The sequence below is a fragment of the Armatimonadota bacterium genome, from assembly GCA_017303935.1.
In the GTDB taxonomy this organism is placed as follows: domain Bacteria; phylum Armatimonadota; class Fimbriimonadia; order Fimbriimonadales; family Fimbriimonadaceae; genus JAFLBD01.
In genome coordinates this window covers 491,163-506,782 of the sequence record JAFLBD010000001.1, presented here as the reverse complement: position 1 = coordinate 506,782, position 15,620 = coordinate 491,163, and the positions used below count along the sequence as shown (strand labels likewise).

15 protein-coding genes are annotated in these 15,620 nt (G+C 50.8%); 6 read left to right on the top strand and 9 right to left on the bottom strand.

What is annotated here, in order from left to right; all coding sequences use genetic code 11:
- Positions 1–25: 25 nt before the first annotated feature.
- The gene (locus tag J0L72_02360) at positions 26–1,963 is read left to right on the top strand and encodes a homocysteine S-methyltransferase family protein (GenBank protein MBN8689616.1); all 1,938 of its coding nucleotides are present in this window, start codon (positions 26–28) and stop codon (positions 1,961–1,963) included.
- Here J0L72_02360 and J0L72_02355 read toward each other — a convergent pair.
- The gene (locus J0L72_02355) at positions 1,960–2,841 is read right to left on the bottom strand and encodes a hypothetical protein (protein ID MBN8689615.1); all 882 of its coding nucleotides are present in this window, start codon (positions 2,839–2,841) and stop codon (positions 1,960–1,962) included. The two genes, J0L72_02360 and J0L72_02355, sit on opposite strands and share 4 nt — an antisense overlap.
- Before the next feature lie 32 nt (positions 2,842–2,873).
- On the bottom strand, positions 2,874–3,305 hold the full coding sequence (locus tag J0L72_02350; GenBank protein ID MBN8689614.1) for a GNAT family N-acetyltransferase: 432 nt from the start codon (positions 3,303–3,305) through the stop codon (positions 2,874–2,876).
- 161 nt (positions 3,306–3,466) lie between these two features.
- Here J0L72_02350 and J0L72_02345 point away from each other — a divergent pair, with 161 nt between their 5' ends.
- Positions 3,467–3,937, top strand: coding sequence for a hypothetical protein (locus J0L72_02345; GenBank protein MBN8689613.1), 471 nt, complete (start codon positions 3,467–3,469; stop codon positions 3,935–3,937).
- On the opposite strand, the gene J0L72_02340 is transcribed toward J0L72_02345, so the two are convergent.
- Positions 3,926–5,068 carry a hypothetical protein gene (locus J0L72_02340; protein ID MBN8689612.1) on the bottom strand — a complete coding sequence of 381 codons (1,143 nt, stop codon included), beginning with the start codon at positions 5,066–5,068 and terminating at the stop codon, positions 3,926–3,928. The genes J0L72_02345 and J0L72_02340 overlap by 12 nt on opposite strands.
- 61 nt (positions 5,069–5,129) lie before the next feature.
- Between J0L72_02340 and J0L72_02335 the strand changes: the two genes are divergently transcribed.
- From J0L72_02335 to J0L72_02325, 3 genes are all read left to right on the top strand, one after another.
- Positions 5,130–5,729, top strand: coding sequence for a DUF1211 domain-containing protein (locus J0L72_02335; GenBank protein MBN8689611.1), 600 nt, complete (start codon positions 5,130–5,132; stop codon positions 5,727–5,729).
- A gap of 39 nt (positions 5,730–5,768) precedes the next feature.
- Entirely contained in the window at positions 5,769–6,713 is a 945-nt protein-coding gene (locus tag J0L72_02330) for a PEP-CTERM sorting domain-containing protein (GenBank protein MBN8689610.1), read from the top strand.
- 1,041 nt (positions 6,714–7,754) lie between these two features.
- Positions 7,755–8,651, top strand: a complete 897-nt coding sequence (locus tag J0L72_02325) for a hypothetical protein (protein MBN8689609.1) — start codon at positions 7,755–7,757, stop codon at positions 8,649–8,651.
- A 137-nt stretch (positions 8,652–8,788) separates the two neighbouring features.
- On the opposite strand, the gene J0L72_02320 is transcribed toward J0L72_02325, so the two are convergent.
- The 6 genes from J0L72_02320 to groES form a co-directional block, all read right to left on the bottom strand.
- A complete protein-coding gene (locus tag J0L72_02320) occupies positions 8,789–9,265 on the bottom strand; it encodes a hypothetical protein (protein MBN8689608.1) in 477 nt (158 codons plus the stop codon).
- Positions 9,266–9,359: 94 nt separating this feature from the next.
- Positions 9,360–9,938, bottom strand: a complete 579-nt coding sequence (locus J0L72_02315) for a CHRD domain-containing protein (GenBank protein MBN8689607.1) — start codon at positions 9,936–9,938, stop codon at positions 9,360–9,362.
- Positions 9,939–10,355: 417 nt separating this feature from the next.
- Positions 10,356–10,613: a hypothetical protein gene (locus tag J0L72_02310; protein MBN8689606.1), complete on the bottom strand. Its 258-nt coding sequence runs from the start codon at positions 10,611–10,613 to the stop codon at positions 10,356–10,358.
- Between the two features lie 875 nt (positions 10,614–11,488).
- A complete protein-coding gene (locus tag J0L72_02305) occupies positions 11,489–12,052 on the bottom strand; it encodes a hypothetical protein (protein MBN8689605.1) in 564 nt (187 codons plus the stop codon).
- 710 nt (positions 12,053–12,762) lie between these two features.
- A complete protein-coding gene (gene groL, locus J0L72_02300; GenBank protein MBN8689604.1) occupies positions 12,763–14,391 on the bottom strand; it encodes a chaperonin GroEL in 1,629 nt (542 codons plus the stop codon).
- Positions 14,392–14,414: 23 nt separating this feature from the next.
- Complete coding sequence (gene groES, locus J0L72_02295; GenBank protein ID MBN8689603.1) at positions 14,415–14,708, bottom strand: co-chaperone GroES; 294 nt, start codon at positions 14,706–14,708, stop codon at positions 14,415–14,417.
- A 307-nt stretch (positions 14,709–15,015) separates the two neighbouring features.
- Between groES and J0L72_02290 the strand changes: the two genes are divergently transcribed.
- A complete protein-coding gene (locus tag J0L72_02290; protein MBN8689602.1) occupies positions 15,016–15,540 on the top strand; it encodes a hypothetical protein in 525 nt (174 codons plus the stop codon).
- The last annotated feature ends 80 nt before the right edge of the window (positions 15,541–15,620 follow it).

The following is a 15,620-nucleotide window of genomic DNA, read 5'->3' as shown; positions in this document are numbered from 1 at the left end:
GGCCTATAATAGATAAGTACATCCGATGAAGTTCAATTCCGACTTTCTGTTAGCCCTTCAAGAGCGCGTCTTGGTTTGGGACGGTGGCATGGGGACTCAAATCCACGCCGCTGGGCTTTCTGCGGACGATTTTGAACTGCGTCCCGATCCGTTGTATCCGCCCTACGTCAACGAGATTGCGACTCTGCGCAGCGGAAACAATTACGACGGATGCAACGAAGCACTTGTATTCACCCGGCCAGATGTGATTCAGGCGATCCACGAACGGTATTTCGCTGCTGGAAGCGACGTCGTTGAAACAAACACGTTCGGCGTAAGTAGCCTCGTATTGGCCGAATACAACATCCCTGAACTTGATTACGAACTCAGCAAGCAAGCAGCGATCGTCGCTCGTCGCGCAGCTGACAAATTTAGCGGCAAGTTTGTCGCGGGGGCGATTGGTCCAGGAACGAAGTTGGTCAGTCTGGGGCACACCACTTTTGATGAAATCTATGTCACCTACCGCGATTCCTATTTGGGATTGATCGAAGGCGGCGTTGACGTTCTTTTGATCGAGACCTTGCAAGATTTGCTGATGGCGAAGGCAGCCATCGTAGGCGCGATTGATGCCATGAACCAGGCTGGAAAGCAGCTCCCACTGATCGCCCAAGTGACGATGGAGCAAACCGGCACGATGCTCGTCGGATCGGAAATTGGTGCGGCGTTGAACATGCTTGAGTGCTTCCCACAGATCGTTGCGATTGGCATCAACTGTGCGACCGGTCCTGTGGAGATGGCGCCGCATATTCGGTATCTCTGTCAGAACAGCACCCGCCCGATTTCGGTCCAACCCAACGCAGGACTTCCCGTAATGGAAGGCGGAAAAGCGGTTTACAAACTCTCACCCGAAGATCTTGCCCACCATCACGACCGGTTCATTTCTGAATTTGGCGTGGCACTTGTCGGTGGATGTTGTGGCACAACGCCAGATCATATTCGTGCGGTTGCTCAGGTTGCCAACAACCGAGCTCACACCGCAGATTGTCATTGGCGGAAAGTTCAGGGACTGTATCCTGGCTTCGATTTCGATTTGACTAGCGATGAGCGAGCCAGTGGACTTTCGTTGGTGGGATGTTCGAGCCTGTACCAGTTCCAGCCGTATCAACAGGATTCGAGTTACCTTATCATCGGCGAGAAGACAAACGCGAATGGAAGCCGCGCGTTCAAGGAGATGCTCGCCGCGGAGAACTGGGAAGGTTTGACCGAACTCGCCCGAGAGCTAGAAGCGGAAGGCTCGCACGTTCTCGACGTCTGCACGGCGTACGTTGGACGGGATGAAACTCGGGACATGACGACCTTGCTTCAACGATACAACACCCAAATCACGGTGCCGATCATGATCGACTCGACCGAGGTCCCGGTGATCGAAGCATCCTTGAAGTGCCTCGCTGGGAAACCATTGATCAACTCCATCAATTTTGAGGATGGTGAGGGCCGGACCCGCAAAGTGCTAGAACTGGCTCGCCGGTTCGGGGCTGGTGTCGTTGCACTCACCATTGACGAATCCGGAATGGCAAAAACTTCGGAGCGAAAAGTCGAAGTTGCCGAGCGACTTCTGGCAATGACCCGCGAGTACGGCTTGCCAGATCATGATGTTTTTATCGATTGCTTGACCTTCACTTTGGGTTCAGGCGACGAAGAATTCAGGACCGCCGGCGTGGAGACTTGCAACGCGATCCGCGAGATCACTCGTCGCCACCCACGAGTGAATACCACGCTGGGCGTGTCAAATATTTCATTTGGCCTTAAGCCGTCGGCGCGGATGGTGCTGAATTCCGTGTTCTTGCATGCCGCCCGAGAGGCTGGATTGACGAGTGCGATTGTGCACTTTAGCAAGATTCAACCGGAGAATCGAATTGATCCTGAAATCTGGAAAATTGCCGACGATCTGGTGTTCGATCGTCGTGAGTTTGCTGGAGTTTAGGGCTTAAGCAAAAGATGGCCAATCATTTGTTCTGTCTTTTCGCGATCAATTTCCGACACAGGCGGCGCGTTGTATTCTCGTTCGCAAAATGCTAGTAGCTTTTCATTTGATATTCCGCGATGAACGAGGAAAGAAAGTAGTAATCTAAGTTCCGTTTTTCTATTCCGAGTAATGTAAAATTCTTCAAACTCAGACGCAAACTTAGGTTCCTCAGGAAACGCCAAGAAATACAGAGTCGGCATAATCTCCGAAGCGATCGTTTCCACATACCCTGTTGGAAGTTGATCATTTTGGATCGTTCGTAGATACATCAGAGTTCTTTTTTCGTTTCTCTTTCGAATTCTGTTGAAATTTCGTGAAACTTTCTTGGGATCAAGAACTCGATTAATCGTCTTATCGATATGTTTATGCAGTCTCTTTAGATAATCAGCATCTATTGGTTCTGTGTGTCCGAGACAGCCTTCCTTTATCACTTTTCGAATGTGATTCAGTTCAGGATCATTGTCAGGTTCATCCGCAGCCAGTACGCTCGCAAATGCGCCCGCTGCTTTTCGGCGACGATCTGCAGTAGCCTTGCGACCTTTACCAGCCGATGCTTGATTCTGTTTAATTGTTTTTTGGTTCCGTTGGCTGGTTTCGAAGTCGGCAATAACTTGCTCGCACAAGTTTAGAATCTTTAATGCGATAGTCCGTCCACGGACTTTACAATACTTATCAAATAACTTGGCCCCATCATCTTCAGAAAGACTTGACAATATCTGGAAGCATGAGGACTCATACTTCTCCATCGCTTCTAGATCGTCTACCAATACTCCTTGCACAAGACTTTCCATTTGAGCCTGGCGGGATCGCAAGAATTCGTCGTACTGATGAGCCATATTCTCTAATTATCGTCCAATTCAGTCCAGATTCAAAGGGTTCGGGACATTTTGCGATGTGGGATACCGACTTCGACAAATGGCTCGCCAACGAGTGAGTAGCCAAGTTTGAGATAAAACGCCACGGCGGATTCGCGGGCGTGAAGAACGATCTGCGAGTAGCCCAAGCTCCGCATCCACACCTCGGACTTCTTCACAAGGGCTGCTCCAACACCCGACCCCTGCAAGTCTGGATGAACCGCGACCTGACACATCTTAACGGTCTCTGAATCCAAAATTCGGTATTGCAGTGTCCCGACCACTTGATCTTGATGAACCGCGCACATGAAAAGACAGTCGGATTCAGACTCTAAATCTTCCACAGAAAAGTCGAGGCCGAGTGGTTTGCGCAGCACTTCGCGGCGTAGTTCGACCAGCTGATGCCAGCGACTTGATCGATAATTTGGCGTTTCAAACTTCATCATCTGCAAAACTTTTGGTAACAATTCAGTTGCCTTCTCCTTTGTTTCTTAACCTGGCAATTGTAACGGCCTCTGTGGTGATTGGGCTGTGGCATAGATTCTGTGGAGCGCTGATGGTCATCATTATTCGATCAATTTGGTCAGTAACAATAAGCCTTGTTGGCATGATGGCATACCCGTATCTGAAGCCTCTTTCTCCGATTGATGATTCATTTGAATCAGAGCGAAAAGCCGTGCTCTCCGCTCCAAAGAGGATCGAGCTTTGCCGATTGGTCAAAGTTGGTTCAAAAGCCAGCGTTGAGCGAATGCCATTCGAAACGGAAGTGAAGAAGTGGGAAATGGCTCAGACCGGATGGGGTGACGCGTTCGTACCGACCCGCGACAAACTGATGTGCCGGCACGACGCACCTTACAAGGCTCCCAAGGAACGATCGGCCCAATACGCGGTCCGGTTCGTCGGCAATCAGCACTCAGTCGATATTCTCATCAACTTGAAGACCAATACGGCGTACTTCTTCGATCGTGGAGACGTGCGTCCATTTTTTGCAAAAGACTTCATCGCCAACCGCGCCGAAGTCATTGCTGGCCTCAGCAGCGCGTTCCCGAACGACCCCTACCTCGCCTCAATTCGGTGAGTTCTTCAGTCCCTTGCGGGCGGCATTTACTATTGCCTGCGCCATCGTAGGACCGTTGAACGCAAGCGTTGCTTCGTATCCTCCTCGGCCGTAATCTGGCGCGCTCAGGATATACCCGCACCATCCATTCACATGGCTGATCACCTCGGTCTTTGGTCGTAGTCCCCGAATCATTCGAGCGACTTCGCTGGTGGGCTCTCCCGGAACTCCCACCAATGTCCATTCTCCAATCTTAATGAACGTGAGCTGAGCAATTGGCGGGGCAAATTTGCCTACTACCGATTCGGCCAACTGATCGGTGACTTTGTACTCCTTCGCAAAAGTTGGGTGCGGCGTGACTTTCGGCAGTTCGATGGTCTGAGTCCAGATTTTGAATGGCTGATTTCCAAGCTCGGATCGGCGAGATTTCAATAGTGCGGTGTCGAGTTCTCGGGCGAAGGTAATCGAATTCGTTTTGCCGTCTAGCTTCGGAAATATCGGCACCGGCGAGAGATCGCCAATCGCGCCTGTGACGGCCATTCCGCTCGTGCGGTTCATCAACTCTCCAGGCCAGTCGCCCCGCAACTTTAGTTCCTGTTCGTCGAAGAGGGTGGGATGGGCCGCAAAAATGTCCAAGATTGGCTGACCGTTTAGCAAGAATCTGGTCGCAATTTGCGTTGGCACTCCTCCCTGTCTTCGCGGTCGAGAAAGTCCGACGCGCGCTTGCTGCATTTGCCATCGCCCCTCCATGGGGGGAGCTTGGTTGACTGCCGTTGCGATTTTATCGGCGGTCCAATCGAGCCAGCGCCGATTGAACGTCGCGATCCCTGGTACCGGGAAGGTCATCCTGGAATTGAGTCTTTGGCTATCTGGAGCGCAATGAGTGTGGGTCGCGATCAGCACCACTCGAAGGTTTGGGCCGACTCTGGCCTGTACCGCGTCCAGCAAGCTCTCTGGGATGGTGAGCATCTCGGCGACGACGATCACGCTTCGTTCTTGCTTGAAGGCGCGCACCGATATCTCGTCTCCGCCAGGCACGAATTTGGCGCCGCCACGAGCCGTGTAGCCGCCTAGTGTCAGAGGCTCGGGCGGAACAAGGCTCACCTTAGCGATCGGCGTGGGGCTGGCCAAAATCATGCTCGCCAAAATCATGGTTCTATTTTCTCAGATTAAGGTGCGCGTTGCTTCGAGATTTCGTCCCTATTCGCGGGCAATGACCAAAGGCAGACTCGAAGCATTTAGCGATGGCGTGATGGCCATCATCATTACGATCATGGTGCTCGAGCTTCGTGCACCGGCTGGCTCGCAACTGACAGACCTCGCGAATGTGGGCCGGGTGTTCTGGTCGTATTTGCTCAGCTTTGTGTTTGTCGGGATTTATTGGAACAACCACCACCACCTGTTGCAAGCCGTAACGGTGGTCAGGGGCTGGACTCTCTGGGCAAATCTGCACTTGCTCTTTTGGCTCTCACTGGTGCCATGGGCCACACAATGGATGGGCAGTACTGGCATTCAGCAAGGCCCGGTTGCCCTGTACGGATTCATCCTGCTGATGGCCGCGATCTCGTACAGTATTTTGGTGCGCACGCTGCTCTTGCATCACGAAAGTGATTCAGCTCTGGCTAGAGCGATTGGCGAGGACGTTAAGGGGCGAATCTCGCTCTTGCTGTACACCATGGCCATCGGAATTTCGCAATTCCAGCCGGTGATTTCGATCGTGCTGTATTGTATCGTGGGCGTGATTTGGCTCTATCCGGACTATCGAATCGAACGAGCACTCAGCGATGAAGGTTGCCTCGAAACTCGTAAATAAACATTCCCACTTTCGCCTTCTTTGGCATATAATCTTGGAATGTCCAAGCTGATTTTGTTGGCGTCAGTTGCACTAGTTGGTGGCAACGCATTCGCAAGTTTTGAGCTCGTTATGGCGGCAGACAACGGATCGTCTACAACCGCCACTCGAAAAATCCACCGATTCGACGGAGACTCTGGTGTCTACCTCGGTTCGTTCGGAGCGTTCAATACCGACATTCGAGAGATCCAGATCAAGAAGGGCACCAACGAAGCTTGGGTTCTCACCAACGGCCGAATGTTCGTTTATGACTACAACTCAGGTCAACTTATCGCCGATGCGACTGTCAGTGCAACAAGCTTTGCACTCGATATGGTCAATTCCAATATCTATTTCGTAAACGGAACAAACGTGATTAGCTCGGCTAACAGTTCGACGATCTACAGCGGTTTCCTATCGCCATCGACTCTTTACACTGATCCTGGCGCAACCTCGATTGACCGAATCGCAAAGAATGAGTTTGGAGTGTTCCTAACGCACCAAGTCCGCGCCGGGACGAGTTACGCTTACAAATATAACAGTACTTTTAATGCCAACGGGAATACCGTCACTTACACCGCCGGAAGTGCTCCGGCACAGATTTCCGTTTCTGCGAGCAACTCGTTTTTAACTACTAGCACCTTTATTGGGATTGGGCGGGGTTCTTATATTGGTAGCACCGGTACAAGTTTCCTCGCATCGTTTACGCTAAATTCACTGGCTAGTGCCACTGGCGCGGCTGGCGGACACGTTGGAGGTTATTACACCGGTAAGGACATCACAAACACCAGCCGAGGATTGATCACTAGAGTTTCGATGTCCGGTGCTGAGTTGAACTCGTTCGGCAGCAATGTGTTAGTAAATCCGGTTTCGATGGCCTCGGTGGTCGCTCCGGAACCCGGCACAATCCTCGCCCTCTCGGCTGGAATTGGCGCATTTCTATTCAAGCGACGAAAGCGGGCTTGATCAGCCCCTACATAGCGTGAGATTGGATGCACCAGGAATAGACTATTTGTCTACCTGGTGCATCTTTCGAACATTTGCTAAACTTGCGCAGTGAAGTATTTTTCTTTGTTGCTGATTGGGATCGATAAGCTGGCAAGATGAGTGACCTAATTGACAAATATTGAAGCTAATCGAAGGCCCACCCGACCAGAAGATAACCAACGAGCCACAGCACAAATTGAATCACTGGAACGAAAAAGATAACTAAGTACCCGACGCCCGTTTTGGGCCTGCAACGTGCCTTCAGAATGGTCATCGTCACAAAACAAGCGACGCTCCAAACAAGATTGAGGTTGAACAGGCCGCTCATTCTGGAATCATGGATTGTATAGGCCCACGGGCCATGATTCCCCACTATTTCAGTGGATAATTCTCTTCGCCAGACAGCAGACCAAACATACAAGTTCACGAATATTGAGTTTGCGACGGTTCCGAAAATGGCGAGCCAAACGCTCATCTTGAGGCGCCTTTGTGCGATGCTTCCATCGAGGTCTGCAGAGTCGGCCTGTTTCACACTCATTTGAATATTCTATGCTGAAGTTCTTGTTATCCTAGAAGTATCTAATCTATGGAGATCACTTTGACTCTCCAGTTGGCGATAATAATTAGCCGATCAGGTTCGACTTCGAGGCTGGCAAAAGAATAACACGCTTGTACCTCAGCAATTAGAAGTATTATGACTGAGTGCATTCCTTATCGTTGGCGTTGGTGTTGGCAATATGCCTTGGAGTGAGCCAGGGTGAAGAAATTCCTGAGCCAAACCTGGAAAAGAATCTTGCCGTTGCAAAGCAAATTGGGCTGCCGACGACATTGGCCGAATTTAAGCAGTCGTTACCGCAAGTTTCTGAAGACGAAAACGGAGCCACCCTCTACCAGGAGATTCTGGGTCGTGGACGAAATTCCTATCGGTTCTTGACTCCCGTACCTGAAGGCCAAATCGACCTTCAAAAGTGGCGCGAGTTTGAAAAGGCAAACGCTCCTGAGTTAACAAAAATAGAGCGATTGGCAGAATACGATTTTTTGCTACTGGAACGCAATTGGGAAGACGGCGCGGGAGTCATTTTCCCAGAATTGTCCGTTTATCGGAATTGGGTGAATGTAATGTCCAAGCTGGCATTTGTTTCAAGCGCAGATGGCGACCACATGCAGGCGTTAGCGCGATTTCGAGTGGCGGACCGACTTATCCTCCAACTAAAACATATTCCAGGAGTTATCGCCGGCGTGGTTCACAGCAGCATGACATCCATTCTCGTAAACCAAATCATGGCATCTGCGTATCAAACCAACGACCCTAGGTACGAGTGGTTTCTTATCAAGACTATGAAGGATACTGCAGTACCAAATTGGAAATCTATTTACCAATTTCAGATTGTAGAGATGTTCCAATCTATAGAGATTTCAAAATTGCCGAAGGGTTATGAAAGGTTCGGTATGTCGGAAAGCGAAGCAGAAATTCCTCCAGCCGGATTGGCAGTTGCTGAATTGCGCATGAGTCAAGGAAATGTTAAGGCCGATATAGTCGCAGGAGTCGTTGAGAAAGTTCGGTCGACTCGGCTTCCTCTCGAACAACAACGCATTGCCATTTCGAATGCGAATTTCAAAATTATGAGTTCGTTGCTGGCCTATCCGATTGTAGCGAAAGTGCTTGAGCTTCCTCTAGAAGACGATACAGAGTTCAAAATCAGCTATTTTTCAAAAGAGCTGGAGGTGGTCACCGAAGCGTTTCGGAGGTGCCTCCACCAAGCTCCTGGAAAAACCCCTGAACCACTGAACGATCTAATCATTCCAATATCGAATGTACCAATCAAGGCATGGACAGACGATAAGCAATCACTTCATTTAGAAGTACAAAGATTCGATCGAGACGAACCCAGGGTGTTTACTTTCTCTAGGGTCTGAGTCGGCTCAATCATCATTCGGATCGCACATCGCGCATTTCTAAGCAATTGATCTCAGCCATGGGCCGCTGACTTAGATGAAACGGCTTGTCTCATGAGTAATCGGTAGAAGGAAAAACGTAATTGACTCTGGGATTGTTAGCCCGCGACAAGTTGCAAGATCAGATACCCCTGCCCTTGGTGATAGAACGGGTGCGCGCAGAGCCTGGCCATTGCGCCATCACCATCGATCATCGGCCCAAGAACGCTCTTAATTTCTCGGCGGCGGATCGAGTCATCGCCCGAACTCATCACCGATTCAGTGAGTTTGCGCGCTTCATCCAGCGCGTTCAGCATTGACTCCCGAGTCATCTCGGATTCGCTGAACGGGAAAGGGTTGTTGTTCACCACGCCGTTGAACGCGCAGCCGATCATCCGCTTCTCCCATTCATTGGTTTCGCGCACCAAGAGCGACGTGATCACGTAGATCTCGACACCCGCAACGTGCATCGCCATTTCCGCCATCGTAAGCGTTTCCGCCACAATTCGGTGGTGGAAATGCTGCTCGGGAAAGCTTCGCACGAGGTCGTCGAAGCGCTGGCGTGTGAGGCGGTATGTCGTCAGAAAGTCGGTCATGAACCGAGGTTACCCGGCAGCCATTCAGGGCGAAAACAAGATCTCCCCGCTGTTGAAATCAACAGCGGGGAGATGATTTTGAATCAGACTGGATTCAGGCTTTCTTTCGTCGCTTGCGAGCGGCGATACCGGCAAGGCCAGCACCGACAGCGATCATGGTTCCTGGCTCTGGAACTGCCTGCAGATTTGCGCGGAGTTCGCCGCCACCATAGGTTGTGGTGTGGATGTTGTAGTATGCGTGCCCGAGCAGCAACTTCGATCGGAACGCGTTGAACGCCGTAGAGACCGTACCGCCGTTATTCGCGATGTAGGTCGGGTTGTAGCTGCTGGCGAGAGCCATATCAAACGTGTTGTCGTAGGTTCCCGAGGTGACGCCGAGAGGGAATCCTGGGAACGACGGCAAAGTAGTGACAACGCCACCATTAGTGCCAGGACCATTGCCGGCGTGGATGTGCGATGCTGTGGTGTTACCGGTCAAACCCGAGAATTGGGCTTCGACGCGCATGGTGAACAGGTCGAGGTCGAGCGTGACTCGAGCCCAGCCGGTTGCTGGTGAGGAGTTTGCTGGTACTTCGTTTGCTCCAGAAAGTACGCCATAGTACGTCTCGAAATGGGCGAATGCGGGCACCGAAGCCACTGCCATTGCAACAAGTAGAATAGATTTCAATTTCATAAATGCATCCCTGGCCCTGAGGCCGAGAAAACCGGAGGCCCACTCCCGCAAAACTACGCGGAAACCTCCAAGGCAATTATATGAAATATTTGACCGCGAAAACAGTTTCTATCATGACTTTTTCGTGAATATCGCGCATCCCTGTTATTTTTGCGGTCATTTTTGTGGGGGTTTTGGGGCGTGTTTTCCTGCCCCTTGCAGGAGCTCAAGGATCAAATGCCAATTGAACAGAGTTTGCGGCTGCATAGGCTAAGTGGAGTGCAAAATTTCGAGACACGATCAATGACGTTGAGATCGATCACTAATGCCCGAGAAGCAGCTCCGGTCAGTCCATCAAGTTAAAAGTATTCGACATTGACATCAGCTCGGACCGAAACAAAAATAATGCGACGATCACCAAAGCTAACGATGGCGCAATCACGCCCAAAACGGTAGTCGCGCTTTACCGGAACACCTAAACCAATGGAAGATTAGTGGAGGGATCAGAAACAGGGCAAACAGAAAGTTTAGTACAAGAACATTCCAGAGAACGACGTTCAATGCGCTCGGAATCCCGCCGATACTCAAGGCGAGCCAGTGGATGACATATGCAAACATGCCGACTTTGGCGACGATGACTGACAATTCGTACTTATCGCGCAATTCGATGGCTTCAAAATCCGGTTGCTTCTGCATGCTTAGTGTCTTCTCCCTGACGCGACATTTCTTTCGAATGGCGCATATTTGGTTACGATCGTTCCCTCTCATATAGAATCCAGACATAAATGGACAGGCAAAGCAATCCAATTGAGGATAAAACGAACAGAATCGGCACAACCGAAACTTTCCAACCAGATATCCCACTACCCTTGGGACATTTGAGTCGAAACCACAGCAACTTCAATGTTAAAACGAAAGTCACTACCATGTTAGTAAAGAACATCGGTACTCCCAACAGTATCAAAACGTTGAGTGCATTTGCGACAAGCCCAAGCAACGCACAAAGAAGCTGGACTCCAAGTCCTTTACTGACCACCTTCACAAGTGTTTCGAATGCCGCAAGCAACGCCAATTCCCGCGGATCATGTTCGCTCAAATTGTCGCTCATTAGTTGAAGCCCAAGATATGACGTACCCACTCAATAGTAAGTGGGAGCAAAAGAACTACAATGCTCGATGCCGCAAACATTATCGGCATGAAAAGAACTCTCCAAGAAGCGATACCTCGTCCCTTGGGGCACCTCAATCTACATCGTAGCAATACTAGAAACGATATTCCACAGAAGGCAAAATATAGGAAGAGTATGGCAAAAACCTCTATTCCTACTCCTGGCGAATCATCTCCTATCGAATATAGAACGTAGAAGCGGATTGCAATTAGTGCGAGGCCAATGCGTGCAATGAGCAAACTTAGACGATATTCTCGTGCTAATTCCTCTTCCCTGCTTGCGACATTCTCATCCAATGGCTCTGTCGGCTCATCTGAAAGTTCCTCTGTTTGTGATTGGTAGGTTAATTGCCCCATAGATGAACCTAGTCGACGCGGGGACTGCGATCTCTTATGTCAACGCTCTAAGTGTGATCTGGGTTCCGATGCGTCGGAACACCGTAGATCTCTTTGTCCTCAAGCCCGAAAAAGGTCTGAAGAGTACGCTTGATATCTAAAGCTGCAATGTGTCCAGGCAGGTTGTCTGCCACTGGCCGTACGATGTGCATCGCGTCGAGCAGCTTAACCGAATCACCATGATCGTGGCTAAGGCCTACGCCGTTTACAAAGAATTGAATGATATCAATAGCATCATATTCACGCACACGATGCCAAATGTAGGGCCCCGATTTTACATTCAGCCGCTCCTTGGTTGCAGTGATTGTGGTGGAATTTGCACCGAGGGCAAGAGCGCTATAACTAAGCGGCCAAAAAAATATGGCGGAAACCGAAGTGATTCCAAACAAAGGTAACAGATTCTGAGGTTCTCCGGAACTCGTTCCCATGATAAGGCTTATCAAAGGCGATAGTGGAAGAATAAATAGAAACGGCGCGATCACTGCAAGGACTCGGTTCGTCCATCGGTAACGAATCGTCAACGTATCATCGTCTTGAGTGATTTTGATTCGATGGTCCTTTGGATAGATCATTGCAATCAGTTTCTCACTTATTGGTCCTGAGGCGACGCATAACTAGTGATTGATATTCGGCTTTTGATGCGTCGTTAGCCCGTATATCTCTCTCTTCTCAAGCCCATAGAACTGCTGGAGAGAATGGCAGATATCCAATGCGGCGAACTTACTCGGGTGTTGGTCTGTCACTGGCCGAACAATGTGTTCGGTGTCTACCAGTTTCACCGAGTCAATCAAAGTGCGATTCGACCTAACATCACATACGAAAAACTGAATGATCTTTTCGGCATCGTATTCTCGAGTACGGCAGAATGGAAGTGGGCCGTTCACAATTTCTAGCTTGCTCTTGGTCGCTTTGACCGTTACAAAATTCTTTGCAAACACAAGACTCAAATAGCAAAGTGGCCAAAAAAACAGTGCAATAAACAATCCAGTGCCGACCATCGATTGTAGAGTTTGGACTTCACCAGAACGTGTAACTGACCCGACGCTTAAGAGTGGAAGGAATGGAAATGAGAAAATCAGTAACGAACCTAATGCATAGATTCTTTTCCCGAGTCGATAGGTTATCGTCAGCGTATCGCCGTCCTGACTAGTTTTGACACGATGGTCCTTTGGGTAGATCATCTCTATCAATATTACAGAAAATCTGGTGAGCGGGATTCAAAATCAAAGTCCCCCTGGCCAAATCTGACCAAGGGGACCGGTGGACTTAAGTCAATCTAGACTTAGTAGTCCATGCCGTCCATGCCGCCCATTCCTGGGTTTGGCATGGCCTTCTTCGGCTCTGGCTTTTCGACCACCAAGACTTCAGTGGTGAGAACCAGACCCGCGATGGATGCAGCATTCTGGATCGTGCTTCGGGTCACCTTTGCAGGATCGACGATGCCCGACTTGACGAGGTCAACCATTTCGCCGGTAGCGGCGTTGAGACCCATCGGAGCCTTGCTGCCTCGGACCTGACCAACGACCACGCTGCCTTCCATGCCTGCGTTCTCGGCGATAGTGCGGAGCGGAGCTTCGAGTGCTCGCTTCACGATCAACATACCGGTGAGCTCGTCGCCTTCCGACTTGCTGGCGTCGATGGCGTCAGCAGCGCGGAGCAAAGTGGTTCCGCCGCCAGGAACGATGCCTTCTTCAACAGCTGCGCGAGTTGCCGAAAGAGCATCTTCGTAGCGGTGCTTCTTTTCCTTGAGCTCGGTTTCGGTGCTTGCACCAACCTTGATCACAGCCACGCCACCGCTGAGCTTAGCAAGTCGTTCTTGCAGCTTTTCGCGGTCGTAGTTGCTTTCAGTGGCTTCGATTTGTGCCTTGATCTGAGCGATTCGGCCGAGGACCTGATCCTTAGTGCCGGCGCCTTCGATGATCGTGGTTTCTTCCTTGGTGATAACCACCTTCTTGGCGGTACCGAGGAGGTCGATGGTCACGTTGTCGAGCTTGGTGCCGAGATCTTCGCTAACGAAGGTGCCGTTGGTGAGAACAGCGATATCTTCGAGCATTGCCTTTCGTCGATCGCCAAAGCCAGGAGCCTTGACAGCCGCGATCTGCAGAACGCCGCGAATCTTGTTGAGCACGATGGTGGCCAGAGCTTCGCCTTCGATATCTTCAGCGAGGATCAAGATTGGCCGTCGAGCGGTGGATGCCTTTTCGAGGAACGGCAAGAAGTCTTGCGCGCTGCTGATCTTCTTCTCGTGGATGAGGATCAGAGGATTCTCAAGAACGGCTTCCATGCGCTCTGGATCGGTGACGAAGTAAGGCGAAATGTAGCCGCGGTCGAACTGCATACCTTCGACGACTTCAAGAACGGTCTCTCGGCTCTTGCTTTCTTCGACGGTGATCACGCCATCCTTGCCGACCTTGTCCATGGCTTCGGCAACGTGCTTTCCGATTTCTGGGTCGTTACCAGCGATGGTCGCGACGAATTCGACTTGCTCCTTATCCTTGACCGGCTCGCTGGCAGCCTTGATCTGCTCGACAACGAGAGCGACGGCCTTGTCGATGCCGCGCTTTACAGCGATTGGGTTACCGCCAGCAGCAACGTATCGCAGACCTTCGTTGACGATCGACTGTGCGAGAACGGTAGCAGTGGTGGTGCCGTCGCCAGCAACGTCGTTGGTCTTGCTAGCAACTTCCTTGCAGAGCTGCGCGCCCATATTCTCGTTTGGATCTTCGAGTTCGATTTCCTTAGCGACGCTAACGCCGTCCTTAGTGATGGTTGGGCTGCCCCACTTCTTGTCGAGCACCACGTTTCGGCCCTTGGGGCCGAGGGTGACCTTCACCGCATCAGCGACCTTGTTGACACCGCGCTCCAGCGCGCGTCGTGCCGATTCTTCGAATGTAAGATTTTTTGCAGACATGTTTGTTTTCTCCTTTAAGTGAATTAGTTGTTGACGATGGCGTAGATTTGGTCTTCGTCGAGGATCGTGTAGTCCTGACCGTCCACGTTGACTTCATTTCCGCCGTACTTGCTGAAGAGAACGCGATCGCCGACCTTGACATTCAGCGTGTTGCGTTGACCGTTGTCCAAGACTCGTCCGTTGCCGGTGGCAATGACTTCGCCCTCGGTTGGCTTCTTCTTGGCACTGTCAGGAAGATAAAGACCACTGGCGGTCTTTTCTTCGGCTTCGATGAGCTTCACGACGACTTTATCGCCCAAAGGTTTGATGTTTGCCATAGTTGTTCTTACGCGCACGGGCTTGAAATTGATAGCAATCCCCGTGCTTGACTGCTAGATTTTGGCACTCCAGCGCCCAGAGTGTCAATCTATTTGTGGGGATTTGGTCCTAGATCAGGGGGAACCATCTCCAAACTCCCACTCCCCTGACGCTCCCACCACACTGCAATTCCAAGTTGCGCCCCGACCTCCTAGCCCCCCTCATGGGCTTTGCCAATGAGGGGGGCTAGGGGGGAGAAAATCATCGCGGCGATTCCAATTCCAAGTTCAACCTGCATGCGAAGTAGAATCGCTAAAGGACCAAATAATGAAGCCCAGCAAGCTGTTCGCATACACCTACGTTCATAAAGACCAACCGATGTTCGGTCAAGCGTTCGGTATATTCATCCCCGGCTTCTACAATGGCACCGGATGGCTTAGCTGCCTTTGGCTAAACTTGAGCGAGGTTCCACCCCCACCCGAAGGTGGTCAGTTGCTTGGCCTTGCCCACCCGTACCCCAAAGAAACCGTCACTTCGATGTTCTACTTTCGGCAGATCGATTTCAAGGATCCAGCAGAGTACGAATCAGAATTAAAGAAAGCCGAAGAGTTTATAGAAAGGGAGAACCTTCAGTTCGTTGATCCCGGCGATGAGTGGGAGAGCAAAGGGTATCTGATCGTGAACTTTTGGCTAGACGTGCAATCATGCTCCACCTTTGCTGACCCTGAGCTATGCGACGGTCCATATTTCAAGTGCCACTCAGAAGCGGATCGTTGCCGCATTTTGTGCGAGATGTATGACCCTTGTGATGCACCTTGCTATGTGCTAGAAGTCTTTGCGCCGACTCGGTGATATATTCTGAGTTCCCCCCTCATTGGCGAAGCCCATGAGGGGGGTTAGGGGGAGAATCAGCCGAATCAGTATTGATCCAG

What these genes read in the sequence shown, in the direction of transcription:
- J0L72_02360 (MBN8689616.1), top strand. Translation starts at nt 26, where the DNA reads ATGAAGTTCAATTCCGACTTTCTGTTAGCCCTTCAAGAGCGCGTCTTG.
- J0L72_02355 (MBN8689615.1), bottom strand. Translation starts at nt 2,841, where the DNA reads ATGGCTCATCAGTACGACGAATTCTTGCGATCCCGCCAGGCTCAAATG.
- J0L72_02350 (MBN8689614.1), bottom strand. Translation starts at nt 3,305, where the DNA reads ATGATGAAGTTTGAAACGCCAAATTATCGATCAAGTCGCTGGCATCAG.
- J0L72_02345 (MBN8689613.1), top strand. Translation starts at nt 3,467, where the DNA reads ATGATGGCATACCCGTATCTGAAGCCTCTTTCTCCGATTGATGATTCA.
- J0L72_02340 (MBN8689612.1), bottom strand. Translation starts at nt 5,068, where the DNA reads ATGATTTTGGCGAGCATGATTTTGGCCAGCCCCACGCCGATCGCTAAG.
- J0L72_02335 (MBN8689611.1), top strand. Translation starts at nt 5,130, where the DNA reads ATGACCAAAGGCAGACTCGAAGCATTTAGCGATGGCGTGATGGCCATC.
- J0L72_02330 (MBN8689610.1), top strand. Translation starts at nt 5,769, where the DNA reads ATGTCCAAGCTGATTTTGTTGGCGTCAGTTGCACTAGTTGGTGGCAAC.
- J0L72_02320 (MBN8689608.1), bottom strand. Translation starts at nt 9,265, where the DNA reads ATGACCGACTTTCTGACGACATACCGCCTCACACGCCAGCGCTTCGAC.
- J0L72_02315 (MBN8689607.1), bottom strand. Translation starts at nt 9,938, where the DNA reads ATGAAATTGAAATCTATTCTACTTGTTGCAATGGCAGTGGCTTCGGTG.
- J0L72_02310 (MBN8689606.1), bottom strand. Translation starts at nt 10,613, where the DNA reads ATGCAGAAGCAACCGGATTTTGAAGCCATCGAATTGCGCGATAAGTAC.
- J0L72_02305 (MBN8689605.1), bottom strand. Translation starts at nt 12,052, where the DNA reads ATGATCTATCCAAAGGACCATCGAATCAAAATCACTCAAGACGATGAT.
- groL (MBN8689604.1), bottom strand. Translation starts at nt 14,391, where the DNA reads ATGTCTGCAAAAAATCTTACATTCGAAGAATCGGCACGACGCGCGCTG.
- groES (MBN8689603.1), bottom strand. Translation starts at nt 14,708, where the DNA reads ATGGCAAACATCAAACCTTTGGGCGATAAAGTCGTCGTGAAGCTCATC.
- J0L72_02290 (MBN8689602.1), top strand. Translation starts at nt 15,016, where the DNA reads ATGAAGCCCAGCAAGCTGTTCGCATACACCTACGTTCATAAAGACCAA.